Here is a 15388-nt window from a genome sequence, read left to right as displayed (position 1 = left end):
ATAATAAAGGGCCTGCGCTGTCATCAACCCTTTGTGTTCGGGATCGGGTTTGTCTAGCATAACCGCCATAAGGGAGGGGTTTCTGATTATGGCGGGTATCAAGATCTCGGTGGACAGACTGCAGGTGGGCAATTTTGTCTCCCTGCCCTTGGGGTGGCGCGAGCACCCCTTCCTCTTCTCCAGCTTCCTTATCAAGGAGCCGGAGCAGATAGAGCTGATCCGCCGCCTCGGACTCAAGCAAGTGGTGATCCTGCCCGACAAGAGCGAAACGCCTCCCAAGCCGCTGCAGGAGGTACAAAACGTCACCCCCTGCGACACCTCGGCGCTCGAGGCTCAGCAGCGCGCCATGCAGGAGGAGAAGGAGCGACGCATCGCCCAGTTGCAGAAGTACCGCCGCGAGCTGCAGCAGTGCGAGAAGCAGTTTCAACAGTCCCTGGCCCAGGTGCGCGGGGTGATGAACAAGATCCAGAGCCGCCCCCTCAACGCCATCGCCGACGCCCATGAGCTGGTGGGCGCCATGACCAAGCAGCTGATGTCGGTCGACGAGATGGTGTTGCACCTGGTGTCGGGTGGTGAAGACGAGAACAACCTCTACTTCCACTCCCTCAACGTCTGCGTGCTCAGCATGTTGCTGGCCAAGGAGTGCGGCATGGGGGCCAACGAGATCACTCTGGTCGGCCTCGGCGCCCTGTTCCACGACATCGGCAAGCTGAAGATCCCGAGCCATATTCTGCGCAAGACCGAACCCCTGACCCAGCCGGAGCAAAACCTGATGGCCCAGCACCCGCGCTATGGGCTGGATCTGCTCTCCCTGGCCAAGGATTTTCCCGATGCGGCCAAGGGTATCGTGCTGCGTCACCATGAGCGGCTCGATGGTTCCGGTTATCCAGAGGGGCTCAAGGGGGGGCAAATCGATGCCCTCTCCCAGCTGGTTGGGCTGGTCAACGAATACGACGATCTCTGCCACAACAGGGGCAAGGTGCCCTACTCGGCCCTGAGCGGCCTCTACAAACAGAAAGGGGTTCAGTATAACGAGCAGTACCTCACCCGCATGGTGCGTCTGCTCGGCCTTTACCCCCCCGGCAGTGTGGTGCAGCTTTCCGACGGGCGGGTGGGCTTGGTGATGTCCATCAATGCCTCGCGCCTGCTCTACCCCTCGGTGCTCATCTATGATGCGACCGTGCCCCGGCACGAGGCGGCCATCATCGATCTGGAGCACGTCGGCCTCTCCATCGCCAAGGTAATTTCGCCCAGGCGCCTGCCCCCGGCCATCTTCGAATACCTCAACCCACGTACCCGCATCAGCTATTACTTCGAGCACAACTCGAACTGAGGAGTCTATGCACATTGAACTGGTGAGCACCGGCGACGAGATCGTCACCGGCCTGGTGGTCGACACCAACGCGGCCTGGCTGTCGGCCCTCCTGCTGGAGCGGGGGTGGCAGGTGCGGCGCCGTCATACGGTGGGGGATGATCTGGCCGAGATAGGCTGTGTACTGGCCGAGGCTGCGGCCCGCAGCGATCTGGTGATCGTCTGTGGCGGCCTGGGACCCACTTCGGACGATCTTACCGCCGAGGCGGCTGCCATGGCGTTCAACGCTCCCCTCGAGCAGCACGACGACTGGCTCGACATCATCCGAGAGCGCTATGCCAGCCGGGGCCGCAGCATGCCGCAGAGTAACGTCAAGCAGGCCTCTCTCCCCCGTGGCAGCCGCCTCATCCCCAATCCGGTGGGGACCGCCTGTGGCTTCATGCTCCAGTTGGGACGTTGTCGCCTCTACTTCACACCGGGCGTGCCGTTTGAGTTCAAGCAAATGGTCGAGAAGCAGATCCTGCCCGAGCTGGTGGCTGCCCGGGAGACGAGCCTGCGCCGCTTCCATACCTTCGGGGTGGCCGAGTCGGCACTGGGGGATGTGCTCGATGGCCTCGTCTGGCCGCAAGGGGTGACCCTGGGGTATCGCTCCAGCATGCCCATCATAGAGCTCAAGCTGATAGGACGCGGGGTGGATGAGGCGGCGATGGTTCAGGCCGAAGCCCAGCTGCTGGCGGTGATCTCCCCCTGGTTGGTGGGAGAGGAGGATGAGGAGCCCTGGGTACAGATTCTGGCGGCCCTGGCGGGTACACCTCTTCATCTGCTGGAGGGGGCCAGCACAGGGATGCTGCAGCGGCTCTGCCGCGACTATCCGCAGTTGCACGCCCGCTTCGAGGCCGGATTGCCGAGCGATCCGGCCGAGTTACCCCGTCTGCCCGGCACGCTGTCGCTGTTGGTGGGGGGGGAGGATGAGCAGGGGGTTGCCCTCTGTCTGCAGGAGGGGGAGCGCCGCTTCGAGCAGGTGATCCGGGTGCCGCATCCGGATCGGGAGAGCCGGGAGCGCATCATCGCCTTCTGTGCCCTCGACATGTTGCGCCGTCATCTGGCCGGCGAGTCGCCCTTCGGCGACTATCAGACGCTGGTTCGTCACTCGATGCGAGTGGCGTAAAAAAGAACGGGAGGCCTTGGGCCTCCCGCTTGCTTTCCCGTGCAGGGGATCAGTGCAGACCTGCCACGTATTGGGAGAGGACCTTGATGTCATCGTCGGTCAGCTTCTTGGCCACATCGCGCATCATGCCGTTGGGGTCATTGTCGCGGGTGCCGGCGCGGAAGGCTTCCAGCTGGGCCTTGATATAGGCCGGATGCTGGCCGGTCAGGTTGGGGTACTTGGCCTGCTCGAGACCCTCGCCACGGGGGCCGTGGCAGGCGATGCAGGCGGCCAGGCCGCGGGACATGTCACCGCCCATGTAGAGGGCGCGACCCTGTACCACCACCTCGTCGGGGACCGGCACCGGGGTGCGCTCCTGGCTGCCGAAGTAGGCGGCCAGATCGTCCATGTCCTGCTCGGAGAGAGGCATGGCCATGGGGCCCATGATGGGAGAGGCGCGACCGGCTTTACCGGTGGCGGCGGCCTTCAGCTCCACCAGCTGTTTCTTGATGTAGGAAGGGTGTTGACCGGCAATCTTGGGGTAGATGTCGGCGGGGCTGTTTCCGTCAGCTCCGTGACAGGCAACACAGGTGGCGGACTTGGTCTGGCCTGCAGCGGCGTCTCCCGCAGCCTGTGCCGCACCGGTCACGCCTGCCAGCAAGGCAAGGGCAATGGCTAGGTTCTTCATGGCGTTCCAACTTCTCGTTATAAGGCTTCCAGATCCCATGCCGCTGAAGGCATGTTAAAATGTGTGTTTAAGCGACGCTATTTTACACCATTTCACAAAAAAGTAACTCCATAACCCGCTCTTTCAATGGGGAATTTACCTTGGATAAACAAGTTTTGAATTTTCGCAAGGTGCACTTCGTGACCAGTGCTCCTGACATCCGCCATCTGCCGAATGATGGTGGTGTCGAGATCGCGTTCGCGGGGCGCTCCAATGCGGGTAAATCCTCGGCGCTCAACACGCTTACCCAGCAGAAGAACCTGGCCCGCACCAGTAAGACGCCGGGACGTACCCAGCTCATCAACCTGTTCGAGCTGGAGCCGGGCAAGCGTCTGGTGGACCTGCCGGGTTATGGCTATGCCCAGGTGCCGCTGGAGATGAAGATCAAGTGGCAGAAGAACCTGGCCGAGTACCTGCAGCGCCGTGAGTCCCTCAAGGGGTTGGTGATCCTGATGGATATACGTCACCCCCTCAAGGAGACAGACCAGAACATGCTGGAGTGGAGTGCCCACCGCAAGCTGCCTGTGCTGCTGTTGCTGACCAAGGCTGACAAGCTCAACCCGGGTCCGCGCAAGACCCAACTGCTCAAGGTGCGCAAGGACGTGGCCGCCCTCGGGGACCATATCCGGGTCGAGGCCTTCTCGTCGCTCAACAACATCGGTGTCGAGACTCTGGCCGAGGTGCTGACCGACTGGTACCTGAGCGATCAGGTCGAGGATATTGCACACGAGGAGAGCGCCGAGTAAGGGCGCATCCCGAAATAAACCAAGGGGGCCATCGGCCCCCTTGTCGTTTTACTCTCGTTCCTTCACATAGGGCGTACCGAGCGCCTTGGGCGCTACCGCCTTGCCGATGAAGCCGGCCAGCAGGAACACGGTCAGCACATAGGGCAGCGACTCGATAAACTGCACCGGGATGGCGAAGCCTCCGATGGAGACCCCTTGCAGCCGGATCGCCACCGCATCGAGGAAGCCAAACAGCAGGCAGGCCGCCATGGCATTCCACGGACGCCACTTGCCAAATACCAGGGCAGCCAGGGCCATAAAGCCCTTGCCCGCGCTCATGTTGGGGATGAACTGGGCGGTCTGGGCGACCGACAGATAGACACCTCCCAGTCCTGCCAGCATGCCACCGATAAACAGAGCGCTGTAGCGCAGGCGCACCACTGAGATGCCGGCGGTATCGACCGCTGCCGGCGCCTCGCCCACCGCCCGCAGGCGCAGGCCGAAGCGGGTGCGAAACAGCACCCACCAGGCGAGTGGCACCACGGCGAAGGCGGCGTACTCGAGCAGGGAGTGACCACTGAGCAGCTCGCTGTAGAGCTGGCCAACGACAGGCACGTCGTAGAGCTCCTTGGCGTAGGGCAGGTCGATCGGTGCGAAGCGGGCATCGCCGGAGAGTGCCGGGGTCTGTCCGCCCTGATCGAACCAGAAGCGACCCAGGGTCACGGTCAGACCGGCCGCCAGGATATTGATGGCCATGCCGCTCACCACCTGATCCCCCTTGTGGGTGATGGTGGCGAAGCCGTGCAGCAGGGCGAGCAGGATAGAGATGCCCACCCCCGCCAGCAGGCCGACCCAGGCCGAGCCGCTGACGGCCGCTGCGGCGGCGCCGGCAAAGGCGGACGCCAGCAGCTTGCCCTCGAGGGCAATGTTAACGACGCCCGAACGCTCGCAGAACATACCGGCCATGGCGGCCAGGATGAGAGGGGGCGCGGTGCGGACGGTGGCATCCAGCATCAGGATCAGAATCTCGAACATGATTTACGCCTCCTTGCGTGTGGCCAGCGCCAGATAGAGCTGCTCGACCCGCGGGCGCAACATGTGCTCCAGCGCGCCGCAGAACAGGATCACCAGACCCTGCAGCACCACCACTATGTTGCGGTCGACCCCGAACTCGAAGCTGAGCTCGGCCCCCCCCTGATAGAGGAAGCCAAACAGCAGGCTCGCCAGGATCACCCCGACCGGGTGGTTGCGTCCCATCAGGGCCACGGCGATACCCGTGAAGCCGAACCCCTCAACGAAGTTGAGTTTGATCTGGTGCAGTTCCCCCTGCAGCACGTTGAGGGCGAAGAAGCCCGCCAGCATGCCGGAGATGAGCATGGTGATGATCACCACGCGCGGATAGGGGATGCCGGCATAGGCCGACGCGCTCTGACTGGCGCCGACCGAGCGGATCTCATAGCCCCAGCGGGTGTGCCAGATGAAGAGCCAGACCAGCACGGCACAGATCAGCGCCCAGAAGAAGCTGATGTTAAGGGGGCTGCGCACCATCTCTATGCCCATCATGGCGGCCAGATCGCTCATCTTGGGCAACCAACTCGCCGCGGCGAAGACCCGGCTCTCGGTCGCCATGGAGCCCGCCGGTTTGAATACCTCCACCAGCAGGTAGGCCATGATGGCCGAGGCGATGAAGTTGAACATGATGGTGGTGATAACGATGTGGCTGCCGCGCCTGGCTTGCAGCCAGGCCGGAATAAAGGCCCAGGCCGCGCCAAACAGACCGCCGGCTATGATGGCGAGCGGCAGCAGCAGGGCAAACGGCAGTACATCGCCAAGCAGCAGACAGACCAGGCCGACGCCGAGACCGCCAATATAGGCCTGCCCCTCACCGCCGATGTTGAACAGGCCTGCGTGGAAGGCCACCGCGACCGCCAGACCGGTGAAGATGAAACCGGTGGCGTAGTAGAGGGTGAAGCCTATCCCCTCTTCGCTGCCGAAGGCGCCGGTCCACATGATCTTGGCCGCGTCGAGGGGGTTAATCTCCAGATAGCTGAAGAGGATGGCCGATACCAGGAAGGCCAGCAAGACGTTGAGGGCCGGCAGCAGGCCAACCGAGATCCACCCCGGAATGCGTGCTTTGCTCATGATTGTGCCTCCTTCGCGATATCGTCGGGGACTATGTTGGCCATCATCAGGCCCAGGGTCTTCTCATCGGCCCGGGCGGCGTCGAGCTCACCCACGATGCGACCGTCGGCGATCACCAGGATGCGGTCGGAGAGGCTCATGATCTCGTCGAGCTCTACCGAGACCAGCAGTACCGCCTTGCCTTGATCGCGCATAGCGATGATCTGCTGGTGGATATACTCGATGGCCCCGATATCGACCCCGCGGGTGGGCTGGCCCACCAGCAGCACTTGCGGGTCCTGCTCCACCTCGCGGGCGATCACCAGCTTCTGCTGGTTACCGCCGGAGAAGTTGGCCGTCTTGAGGGTCGGGCTGGGGGGGCGTACGTCCCACTTCTCCATCTTCTCCTGACACTCTCGCAGGATGGCCGCCTTGTCTTGCAGCAGACCCTTGTTGTAGTCAGGCAGGTGGTGGTAGCCGAGGATGTAGGCCTCCTGGGCCTCGAAACGGTTGATAAGCCCCATCTTGTGGCGATCTTCCGGCACGTGGCCGAGCCCCATGGCGCGCACGGCGCGGGCGCTGGCCGGATGGGCCTGATCGACCCTGTGCTCGGCTATGGTAAAGGCGCCCTTGCTGGGCTTGAGGATGCCACCGAGCAGGCTGAGCAGCTCGGACTGGCCGTTGCCGGAGACCCCGGCGATGCCGACCACTTCCCCGGCGCGAACCTGGAAGTTGACCGACTTGACCCGCTCCACTCCGCTGCCATCCACATAGCTGAGGTTGTCGACCCGCAGCAGAGGCTCACCCGGGTTGGCAGGCTGTTTGTCGACCTTGAGGCGTACCTTGCGTCCCACCATCAGCTCGGCCAGTTGCTCCTTGTCGGTGTCACAGGTGGCCACATGGTGCACCATCTCGCCGCGGCGCATGATGGAGACCTGGTCTGTGATGGCCATGATCTCCCGCAGCTTGTGGGTGATGAGGATGACGGTGGTACCCTGGTCGCGCAGTTTTTTCAGTACTTCGAAAAGGTGATCGGCCTCTTGCGGGGTGAGTACGCCGGTGGGCTCGTCGAGGATCAGAATGCGGGCGCCGCGATAGAGCGCCTTGAGGATCTCGACCCGTTGCTGCAGTCCCACCGGCAGGTTCTCAATCTTCTCGTGCAGCGGCACTTCGAGACCGTAGTCCCGCGCCAGCTCACCGAGCAGCTTCTCGGCGGTGGCCTGGCTCTGCCCCAGATGCCACCCCTGCTCGGCGCCGAGGATGACGTTTTCCAATACGGTAAAGTTGTTCACCAGCATGAAGTGCTGGTGGACCATGCCGATACCGGCCTTGATGGCCTCTTGCGAGCCGTGCGGCTTGAAGGGCTGGCCGAAGATACGCATTTCGCCGTTGTCGGCATGGTAGAAGCCGTAGATGATGCTCATCAGGGTCGATTTACCGGCCCCGTTTTCACCCACTATGCCGTGGATCGAGCCACGGCGAACCTGCAGGTCGATATGCTTGTTGGCGTGAACATCGCCGAACCGCTTATCGATACCGCTCAATTCGATGGCATAGCGATCTGTCTGGTCCATGATGCAATCCTTGCGAGTCATGAAAAAGCGTTGAAGAAGGCCGGCCTGATGGCCGGCCTTGAGGTGAGATTAGTACTTGCAGGAGTTGTCGGACATGTAGTCGTGGACCTGGATCTTGCCGGCGATGATGTCAGCCTTGATGGCGTCAGCCTTGGCCTTCATCTCCGGGGTGATCAGCTTCTCGTTGTACTGGTCCAGGGCCCAGTCAACACCGCCTTCGGCCAGACCCAGGGCCTGGATGCCGGGTTTCCAGGTGCCCTTGGCGGCGTCATCCCAGGTCTTGTAGGCGGCCAGACCTACCGACTTGACCATGGAGGTGAGCATGGTGCCCGGTTGCAGGTGGTTCTGGTTGGAGTCGACGCCGATGGCCAGCTTGCCTTCGTCCTTGGCGGCCTGATAGACACCGATCCCGGTTCCGCCGGCGGCGGCATAGACCACATCGGCACCCTTGGCGAACTGGGACTTGGCCAGCTCGGCACCCTTGGCCGGGTCAGCAAATGCGGCCGGGGTGGAGCCGGTCATGTTCTGGAACACTTCCATTTTCGGATTGACGTACTTGGCGCCCTGCTCGTAGCCGCACTGGAACTTGCGGATCAGGGGGATATCCATGCCGCCGACGAAGCCGACCTTGCCGGTCTTGGAGGCCATGGCCGCCAGGGCACCGACCAGGAAGGAGCCTTCATGCTCCTTGAAGACGATGGATTGTACGTTGGGCTTGTCGACCACCATGTCGATGATGGTGAACTGGGTGTTGGGGAACTCGGTGGCAGCCTTCTCGACGGCGGATCCCATGTTGAAACCGACCGCGACGATGGGGCCGTTACCACGGCTGGCCAGACGGCGCAGACCCTGCTCGCGCTGGGCTTCGTTCTGGGGTTCGAACTCTTTGACCTTGATGCCCTTGTCCTTGTTGTAGAGCTCGACGCCGTTACGGAACACGGCTTCGTTGAACGACTTGTCGAACTTGCCGGCGGTGTCATAGATGACGGCCGGTTCAGAGGCGGCCTGGGCGGAGAGTGCAGAGAGGGTGAGGGCGGCTACTGTGGCCAGCTTGAGTACTTTAGTCACGATCTTGTCCTTGATTGTTATGGTGTCCGCTACCTGCCTGGGCAGGTATACCTGCTTGCGCGGTTTACTGTAAGTGAGCTGTCGACCGGGTCAAGGGAATAGTGCCGGAAAAACGTTTTCGCTAACGGTTTGAATTTTAAACCATAGTTCTCATAAGTGACTGTTTTTATATGGGTTGGTCGGTGCTTGAATGTTGGTAACTCGGTTGATTGGAGTGAATTGTCAACACAATCAACAGGTTAGTGTAAATCGTTTGCGCCTTGGCGGTATTGGGGAGGGCGGGGAGCCCTCCCTCAGGGTCACAGGGAGCGGAAGGGACGCTTCTTCTCCTCCTCGATGACGATGGCTTCCAGATTGACCACCCGCTCCTGCAGCTTCTGCAGCTCCTCTCGCAGGGCATCCACATCGGCTCGCTGACGGCCATTGAGGCCCTGCTGCCTGGCGCGGGTGCGCAGATAGTCAAAACCCAGGCTGATCAATACGATCAGCACAATCCCTGTCCACATGGTCATAACGTCTCCTGACGAAGCTAAGGTTACTCCCCTGTTGTGACACAGGTGCGAGGCCGAGTCACCACTCCGTTTGGAGTGGGTGTCGTTGGGGTCAAGCGCCCTGGCCGGCGTCCAGAGCCCGTTCGTCTCTCGGCTCCCCATGGGACAGGGTGCGGATCACCCGGGCCGGGTTGCCCACCGCCACGCTGTCGGCGGGGATGTCCCTGGTGACCACGGCCCCGGCGCCAATCACGGAGCGTGGCCCTATGGTGACGCCGGGACAGAGGATGGCACCACCGCCGATCCAGCAGTCGTCACCTATGTGTACCGGTTTGCCGAATGCCTCCCAACGGCGCCGATCCCGGTAGTCCATGGAGTGGGTGGCGGTGTAGATCTGCACGTTGGGTGCGAGCAGCACATGACTGCCGATATGCACCTCGCACACATCGAGGATGGTGACGTTGAAGTTGAGGAAGCTCTTCTCGCCGATGTGGATGTTGCGGCCAAACTCGCAGGTGAAGGGGGTGCTGATCCAGCTGCTCTCGGGGCAGTGGCCGAACAGTTCGCGGCACAGTGCCTGGCGTTCGCTCTCCTCGCCGGCCGGTGTGGCGTTGAGTCGGGTGAGCAGGGCCTGACCACGGATCCGGTCGTTAGCCACCTCTTCGCTGCTGCTGTCGAGCAGCCCCCCGGCCAATATCTTGTCCCAGTCGCTTGCCATCACATTCTCCTGCTGCTTGGTGATGGCTGTGCATTATGGCCAAAGCGGGGTCGGGTCACCACCCCAGCAGAGGCATGCAGACGAGGGCAGAGAGCAGATAGGGGAGCAGCACTCGCCAGCCGAGCCCACGACCGCCGATGACCAGCGCCAGTCCCCCCTTGATGAGGGAGTTGATAAAGCCGGCCAGCAGGATGGCACGCATGGCCACCTCCAGGTTCAGCTCCCGGCTGGCCAGATGGGCCAGGGAGAGGGTGATGGCGTCCACGTCGGCGATCCCCGATGCTGCGGCCAGCAAATAGACCCCCGAGCTCCCCACCGTCTGCTGTAACAGGGTGGCGAGAAAGCCGATGACGGCGAGCAAGAGGCCAAACTTGAGGGCCGTGGCCAGATCGAGGGGGTTGCGGGTCTCGGGTTGGACCGGCTCGGGGGCGGCCTCCCGCCGGTACCAGAACCAGAAGGCGCAGCCGTAGATGACCAGAGCCAGGGTAATCAGGGGCCAGGTGAGCTGGCGGGCCAGCGGCGGGTAGACCACCAGGGTGAGGGCCCAGACCCGCAGCCACATGGTGGCGCTGGCGAGCAGGATGCCGTTGGCGAGCAGCCGCTCCAGGCCGCTCTGCTCCCGGTTGAGACGAGCAAATTGCAGGGTGAGGGCGGTCGAGGAGGCAAAGCCCGCCAGTATGCTGGTGAGCACCAGCCCCTTGCGGGTGCCCACCAGGCGTACCGCGAAGTGGCCGCAAAACGAGATGGCGGCGATCATCACCACCATCAGCCAGATCTTGAAGGGATTGAAGGCCTGCAAGGGGCCCATCTCCTCGTTGGGCAGCACCGGCAGCAGCACCAGGGAGATGAGCAGGAAGCGCAGGGTGGCGTGAAACTCGGTCTCGCTCAGGAACAGCATCCCCTGGTGTATCTCCCCCTTAAGCCCCATCAGCAGGGCCGCCAGCACGGCGCAGGCGACCGCCTCGGTGGGACCGAGCAGTACCGCCATCAGGCCGAGCAGGTAGGTGAGCACCATGGCGACCGAGCTGGTGAGGCCAAACTCCCCCTGCCAACGCAGGGAGAGCCACACCGAGAGGACGACGCCCCCCAGAATGGCCAGCAGGCCGAGCAGGGCGAGCGTGGTGCCGAGGGTGGGGAGCAGCAGGCCGCAGGCGCCCCCGAGCAGACCGATGAGGCCATAGGTGCGCATCCCGGCGATGCGCTGGTTATCCTCCAGCCGGCGTGTCTGCCAGCCGCGCTCCAGCCCGATGATGAGGCCGATCGCCAGTGACACCAGGGCGCCGTAGAGGGGGGTATCGCTGAACTCCATCTCGCTCTCCCGCACATCCTTCTGCCTCATGATGGCACAGGCGGCAGGGGACAGACGTGTCCCCGATCACGTCCGGCAGTCGAGCCGAGCGGTGAAGACGCCTGCCTCGAGTCGGGTCTCGATTCGCCACTCCAGCTTCTCGGCGATGCGCTCAATGATGGTGAGGCCACAGCCGTAACCGAGCACCTGATCCGGAGCGGCGTCACTGGGATTGCTCACGGTGACTACCCCCAGCTCCAGGCGAATGTCGATATGCCCCTCGGCGTAGCTGAGGGCGTTCTTCAGCAGGTTGCGCAGGGCGATGGTGAGCAGGGAGAGGGGAGCCTGAGCCTGGCTGTCATCCAGAGTCAGGCGGATATCGAGGGGCTCGCGCTCGAGCAGGGGGCGCAGTCGCGCCAGCTCCTGCTCCAGCAGGGGGGCGATGGGGAGAGGCTCGCGCTCGGGATCCGATCCCCGACCGAGCAGCAGGAAGGTCTCGGTGAGCAGGGCCATCTCATCGGCCGCCTCGCGAATGCGGGTCACCGCCCGTCCTGCGGGGGGCGGCAACCCCTCCACCTTGCCGAGCAGGGCTGCCGAGCCCTGGATCACCATGTTGGGGGTGCGCAGCTCGTGGCTGGCGAAGCGGCTGAACTCCTGTTCGCGGGCGAACACTGCGCTCACCTCCTGCTTGCCGGCCAGCAGCGCCAGCTCGATATCCCGCAGCTCCTGCCAGGGGGCGTCGGGTTCGAAATCCGCCTGATCCGGGGTGAGGTGGGCGACCCTCTGTTGCAGCCGTTGCAGCGGTCCCGTGATATGGCGCACCAGCCAGATGCCGAAGCCGAGGCAGCCCAGCAGCAGGGTCACCCCGATCAGCCGGGTCGCCAGATGCAGCTTGTCTTCGTAGGGGTCGAGGTAGTCATCGGCGTCGTCATTGAACACCAGATAGAGTAGTCCCTCGCCGGAGGGGTGACGGGCCACCAGAAAGTGTTTGTCCTCCTTGCCCAGCTGGTGCTCGAAAAAGCCGGGGGTCTGGTAGGGCTTCAGCCACTTGGGCAGGCGGCCTGCCTCGGTCCAGTAGCTGGAGAACTGTCTGGGGCTTGGGGCTGCCGCCGCCGGGCCGAGTCGCAGCCAGTCATCGCTATAGCGGGTCACTTCCGCCTCCAGCCAGTGGCGCAGGCTCAGCTCCTCCATCTTGTCTTCGGCCACCAGCATCAGGCCGGAGAGCAGGATCAGCAGCACCACCCCAGCGCCGCCGAGCGCCATGATCAGGCGGCGGCGCAGGCTCGGCAGGCTCATGCGCTCACCAGTCGGTAGCCCTGGCCGTGCAGGGTCTCCAGCATCGGAGTGGGGAAGGGTTTGTCGAGCGCGTTGCGCAGAGCGTAGATATGACTGCGCAGGGCATCGGAGTCGGGCTCTTCATCCCCCCAGACGGTGTCGAGCACCTCTTGTCGAGTGACGATGGCGGGGGCGCGGCGAGCCAGCAGGGCGAGGATCTGGAACGGGATCTTGCCGAGCTTGAGGGGCTCACCGGCGCGGGTGGCGTGGCCGCTGGCGATATCGACCGTCAGATCGCCAAAGCTGATGGCCCCCACATCGCCGCGCGGGCCGCGCAGGCTGAGGGCTTGCAGCCGTACCTCCAGCTCCTCCATGGCGAACGGCTTGACCAGATAGTCATCTCCTCCCGCCTTGAAGCCTGCCAGCTTGTCTTCCAGGCTGTCGCGGGCGGTGAGAAACAGCACGGGAGTGGCAATCCCCTGCTCGCGCAGGCGCGCCACCGTGCTGAGGCCATCGAGGCGCGGCATCATCACATCCATGATGATGACGTCAAAACGCTGCTCTTCCAGCAGTTGCAGCGCGGCCTGACCGTGATAGGCACAATCGAGGCGGTGACCGGCCAGCTCCAGATAATCCATGATGGTTTCCGCCACCTGAGGATTGTCTTCCACTACCAAAATCTTCATGCTTTGCTCTCCTGGTTGGCGAGGGTTTCACGCTCTTTTCATACCGGATTCGGCATCCTGTTTGCCAGTGTAACCCCGAGGATCCCTGATGAAGAAGTCTCTCTGCGCCCTCCTGTTGCTGATCTTGTTGCCACTTGGCACCGCACAGGCGACCGAATTCAAACTGACCGGCCGCACCACCTGGCAGCTTGGCCAGTTGATGGTCAACGGCATGCCGTTCGTGATCGACGACCAGACCCGCTTCAAGGATTGGCTCGACGAGGATGATCTCGGCGGTACCTGGGTCGAGATGAAGGGGGTGGTGGAGAACGGCGTGCGCTATGTACGCAAGGTCGAAGCCCTCGACGAAGATGACAAGGACGAGATGGATCTGGAAGGGCCGGTCGAAGGGGGGCGGATCTGGGGCTACACCACCTCGGACAACAGTCTGGCGCCGTTCGAAGGGCGCTGGCTCGAGCTGGAGTGCAAGTTTGACGGCATGCGCCTGAGCCGCTGCCGCGAGGATGACTGAGCCAGGCCGGCGTGGCGCTGGCGGAAAAATGGTACAGCTGGGTCCATAGTTAAACCTCGCACGGTTTGACCATGGGCCTTTTGCTATGACACGTACTTCCCTCCTGCTGCTGACACTGCCGCTCTGCGCTCTGGCCGCCGATGGCGAGCTCTGGCTGGTGGAGCTGGAACACAACGATGGCCTGCGCCTGCAGTTTCAGGGCGCCGAACTCGAACTCGGCAACGCCGCGCTGAGCGGGGTGGCAGGCAGTGATGAGCTCAGACCCGGCATGCGTCTGGCCATCCTCAGCCGTGACGGGGTCGCCGAGCGGATCGGCATGGCCGACGCCATCGCCGGATTCTTGCCGACCAGCCAGTGGCGCCGGGCCGAAGCCTCGCTGCTGGCGGTTACGGGCCGCGCCCTGCGGCTGCAGGGACTCGGTGTGTTGGCCTTCGATGACGATACCCGCTGGCTGAACGGCAGCCCGGCCGATCTACAACCGGGCCGCAAGCTGGTGCTCAGTCGTAACGAGCAGGGCCGCCTGACCGAGATCCTGATCGCCAATCCGGAAGATGAACCAGAATAAGAACCGTGTCATCCCATGACTTAATATATATTCCTGATTACCCATGACCCTCAGCCAGCTTCAAGAGCCGATATGGCATCGGCGATGCTTACCACGACTGCATGCCCCAATTCTACCAACATGCTCTTGAGGTCAAAACGATGATTAAACCGGAAGCAGTATTCAGCAAGATGCCTTGGTAAATGCTTCGCTCCGAGCCTATGGCAACTGCCCCGCAGCGAGTTTTTCACATTCCCTATCATCGTGTTTACCCAGTTGAATGCCGGATGATCCAGCAAGTCAAGGTTGCCCCCGGTGACAACACCCAGGTGCTCACAATTGGCCTCCTTGACCGCTTTGAAACAGGCCAATCCATCTGATATCACCGCGCTACCACTGGCAACATGCCGTTTTGCCCAATCCGCAATGGACTTGGTTTTGAAACCATCAACCACCGTCATCCGCATCTTGATTGGATGCCCTTCCTTGTTCAGGGCCACTGCCGCCACAAACGGCGTCTTGCCTGCCGCGCCCCGACCCCGTTTGCCACCACGGCGCTCGCCACCCCAGTAAACATCATCGAGCTGAATGATGCCGCTGATGGGCTGCTTGTCATCGGACTCTTTCATGGCTTGCAGCAGCTTGTGCTTGAGCATCCAGGCGGTGTCATATTTGACGCCCAACTGACGCTTTAGCTCCATCGCTGACAAGCCTGTTTTGGTCTGCAATAACAAGTGCATTGCCAGAAACCACTTGGTCAGAGGGAGCTTGGTGTTTGCGAAAATGGTGTTTCCAGTCAATGACATCTGGTGACGGCAGTGATTGCATTGCAGCACGCGTGGCCGACTTTTCAGGCGACAACAGGTCTTGTTGGCGCACTCAGGACAGACGAAACCGTGTGGAAAACGCCAAGCGAGCAGCGCGTTTTCACACTGCGTTTCAGTGCCATAGTCCTTGAAAAACTCAAACAGGCTGTAGCCTTTCTGGAATTGGACTTTGCTTTTGGCCATGATCTCGCACCTCAGTAACTGTACGTAAGATCAGTATAGTTCGTGGTGACTGCTAATCATGGGTAATCAGGTATATATTTTGCTAAATTAGAAATATCTTTTTATCTATATTCAAAAAATGATTAAGTGATGAATAAAATAATAAAGTGAACGCTCTGATATTATTCCTGTTAAGGAAGGTGCGAACAAGT

The 15388-nt window shown here is 62.1% G+C and carries 15 protein-coding genes and 1 pseudogene; 5 read left to right on the top strand and 11 right to left on the bottom strand.

The genetic code is table 11. From position 1 onward, the window contains the following. Positions 1–88: 88 nt before the first annotated feature. The gene (locus BN1133_RS18915) at positions 89–1333 is read left to right on the top strand and encodes an HD-GYP domain-containing protein (protein WP_050668000.1); all 1245 of its coding nucleotides are present in this window, start codon (positions 89–91) and stop codon (positions 1331–1333) included. Positions 1334–1340: 7 nt separating this feature from the next. Continuing rightward, the gene (locus BN1133_RS18910; protein WP_050667999.1) at positions 1341–2480 is read left to right on the top strand and encodes a molybdopterin-binding protein; all 1140 of its coding nucleotides are present in this window, start codon (positions 1341–1343) and stop codon (positions 2478–2480) included. Between the two features lie 49 nt (positions 2481–2529). Here the strand turns inward: BN1133_RS18910 and BN1133_RS18905 are convergent, their stop codons facing one another. Further along, positions 2530–3147, bottom strand: coding sequence for a c-type cytochrome (locus BN1133_RS18905; protein WP_050667998.1), 618 nt, complete (start codon positions 3145–3147; stop codon positions 2530–2532). Between the two features lie 140 nt (positions 3148–3287). Between BN1133_RS18905 and yihA the strand changes: the two genes are divergently transcribed. After that, complete coding sequence (gene yihA, locus BN1133_RS18900) at positions 3288–3932, top strand: ribosome biogenesis GTP-binding protein YihA/YsxC (protein ID WP_050667997.1); 645 nt, start codon at positions 3288–3290, stop codon at positions 3930–3932. A gap of 48 nt (positions 3933–3980) precedes the next feature. On the opposite strand, the gene BN1133_RS18895 is transcribed toward yihA, so the two are convergent. The 9 genes from BN1133_RS18895 to BN1133_RS18855 form a co-directional block, all read right to left on the bottom strand. Next, positions 3981–4946, bottom strand: a complete 966-nt coding sequence (locus BN1133_RS18895; protein WP_050667996.1) for an ABC transporter permease — start codon at positions 4944–4946, stop codon at positions 3981–3983. Between the two features lie 3 nt (positions 4947–4949). Beyond that, on the bottom strand, positions 4950–6053 hold the full coding sequence (locus BN1133_RS18890; RefSeq protein WP_050667995.1) for an ABC transporter permease: 1104 nt from the start codon (positions 6051–6053) through the stop codon (positions 4950–4952). After that, positions 6050–7606 carry an ABC transporter ATP-binding protein gene (locus tag BN1133_RS18885; RefSeq protein WP_050667994.1) on the bottom strand — a complete coding sequence of 519 codons (1557 nt, stop codon included), beginning with the start codon at positions 7604–7606 and terminating at the stop codon, positions 6050–6052. The genes BN1133_RS18890 and BN1133_RS18885 overlap by 4 nt, the downstream gene beginning before the upstream one ends. 69 nt (positions 7607–7675) lie before the next feature. After that, positions 7676–8674 (bottom strand): BMP family lipoprotein, encoded by a 999-nt coding sequence (locus BN1133_RS18880; RefSeq protein ID WP_050667993.1) that lies wholly within the window; start codon positions 8672–8674, stop codon positions 7676–7678. Between the two features lie 299 nt (positions 8675–8973). Continuing rightward, complete coding sequence (locus tag BN1133_RS18875; RefSeq protein WP_050667992.1) at positions 8974–9186, bottom strand: hypothetical protein; 213 nt, start codon at positions 9184–9186, stop codon at positions 8974–8976. Between the two features lie 91 nt (positions 9187–9277). Beyond that, positions 9278–9883 (bottom strand): sugar O-acetyltransferase, encoded by a 606-nt coding sequence (locus BN1133_RS18870; RefSeq protein ID WP_050667991.1) that lies wholly within the window; start codon positions 9881–9883, stop codon positions 9278–9280. Positions 9884–9938: 55 nt separating this feature from the next. Beyond that, positions 9939–11192, bottom strand: coding sequence for an MgtC/SapB family protein (locus BN1133_RS18865; protein WP_050667990.1), 1254 nt, complete (start codon positions 11190–11192; stop codon positions 9939–9941). 66 nt (positions 11193–11258) lie between these two features. Next, entirely contained in the window at positions 11259–12467 is a 1209-nt protein-coding gene (locus BN1133_RS18860; RefSeq protein WP_050667989.1) for a sensor histidine kinase, read from the bottom strand. Then, positions 12464–13132, bottom strand: a complete 669-nt coding sequence (locus tag BN1133_RS18855) for a response regulator transcription factor (protein ID WP_050667988.1) — start codon at positions 13130–13132, stop codon at positions 12464–12466. The genes BN1133_RS18860 and BN1133_RS18855 overlap by 4 nt, the downstream gene beginning before the upstream one ends. A gap of 88 nt (positions 13133–13220) precedes the next feature. Between BN1133_RS18855 and BN1133_RS18850 the strand changes: the two genes are divergently transcribed. Both BN1133_RS18850 and BN1133_RS18845 read left to right on the top strand, forming a co-directional pair. After that, complete coding sequence (locus BN1133_RS18850; RefSeq protein ID WP_050667987.1) at positions 13221–13643, top strand: hypothetical protein; 423 nt, start codon at positions 13221–13223, stop codon at positions 13641–13643. 85 nt (positions 13644–13728) lie between these two features. Beyond that, the gene (locus tag BN1133_RS18845) at positions 13729–14208 is read left to right on the top strand and encodes a hypothetical protein (RefSeq protein ID WP_050667986.1); all 480 of its coding nucleotides are present in this window, start codon (positions 13729–13731) and stop codon (positions 14206–14208) included. Positions 14209–14245: 37 nt separating this feature from the next. On the opposite strand, the pseudogene BN1133_RS18840 reads toward BN1133_RS18845, so the two are convergent. After that, positions 14246–15197: pseudogene (locus BN1133_RS18840) on the bottom strand (IS1595 family transposase). Positions 15198–15388: the final 191 nt, after the last annotated feature.

Source organism: Aeromonas schubertii (genome assembly GCF_000820105.1).
Taxonomy (GTDB): Bacteria; Pseudomonadota; Gammaproteobacteria; order Enterobacterales; family Aeromonadaceae; genus Aeromonas; species Aeromonas schubertii.
This window is presented reverse-complemented; position numbering and strand designations above follow the sequence as displayed.

Excerpts from the sequence above, each read along its gene's own strand:
- BN1133_RS18870 (WP_050667991.1), bottom strand. The coding sequence starts at position 9,883 with ATGGCAAGCGACTGGGACAAGATATTGGCCGGGGGGCTGCTCGACAGC.
- BN1133_RS18895 (WP_050667996.1), bottom strand. The coding sequence starts at position 4,946 with ATGTTCGAGATTCTGATCCTGATGCTGGATGCCACCGTCCGCACCGCG.
- BN1133_RS18875 (WP_050667992.1), bottom strand. The coding sequence starts at position 9,186 with ATGACCATGTGGACAGGGATTGTGCTGATCGTATTGATCAGCCTGGGT.
- BN1133_RS18915 (WP_050668000.1), top strand. The coding sequence starts at position 89 with ATGGCGGGTATCAAGATCTCGGTGGACAGACTGCAGGTGGGCAATTTT.
- BN1133_RS18890 (WP_050667995.1), bottom strand. The coding sequence starts at position 6,053 with ATGAGCAAAGCACGCATTCCGGGGTGGATCTCGGTTGGCCTGCTGCCG.
- BN1133_RS18850 (WP_050667987.1), top strand. The coding sequence starts at position 13,221 with ATGAAGAAGTCTCTCTGCGCCCTCCTGTTGCTGATCTTGTTGCCACTT.
- BN1133_RS18855 (WP_050667988.1), bottom strand. The coding sequence starts at position 13,132 with ATGAAGATTTTGGTAGTGGAAGACAATCCTCAGGTGGCGGAAACCATC.
- BN1133_RS18885 (WP_050667994.1), bottom strand. The coding sequence starts at position 7,606 with ATGGACCAGACAGATCGCTATGCCATCGAATTGAGCGGTATCGATAAG.
- BN1133_RS18865 (WP_050667990.1), bottom strand. The coding sequence starts at position 11,192 with ATGGAGTTCAGCGATACCCCCCTCTACGGCGCCCTGGTGTCACTGGCG.
- BN1133_RS18860 (WP_050667989.1), bottom strand. The coding sequence starts at position 12,467 with ATGAGCCTGCCGAGCCTGCGCCGCCGCCTGATCATGGCGCTCGGCGGC.
- BN1133_RS18905 (WP_050667998.1), bottom strand. The coding sequence starts at position 3,147 with ATGAAGAACCTAGCCATTGCCCTTGCCTTGCTGGCAGGCGTGACCGGT.
- BN1133_RS18845 (WP_050667986.1), top strand. The coding sequence starts at position 13,729 with ATGACACGTACTTCCCTCCTGCTGCTGACACTGCCGCTCTGCGCTCTG.
- BN1133_RS18910 (WP_050667999.1), top strand. The coding sequence starts at position 1,341 with ATGCACATTGAACTGGTGAGCACCGGCGACGAGATCGTCACCGGCCTG.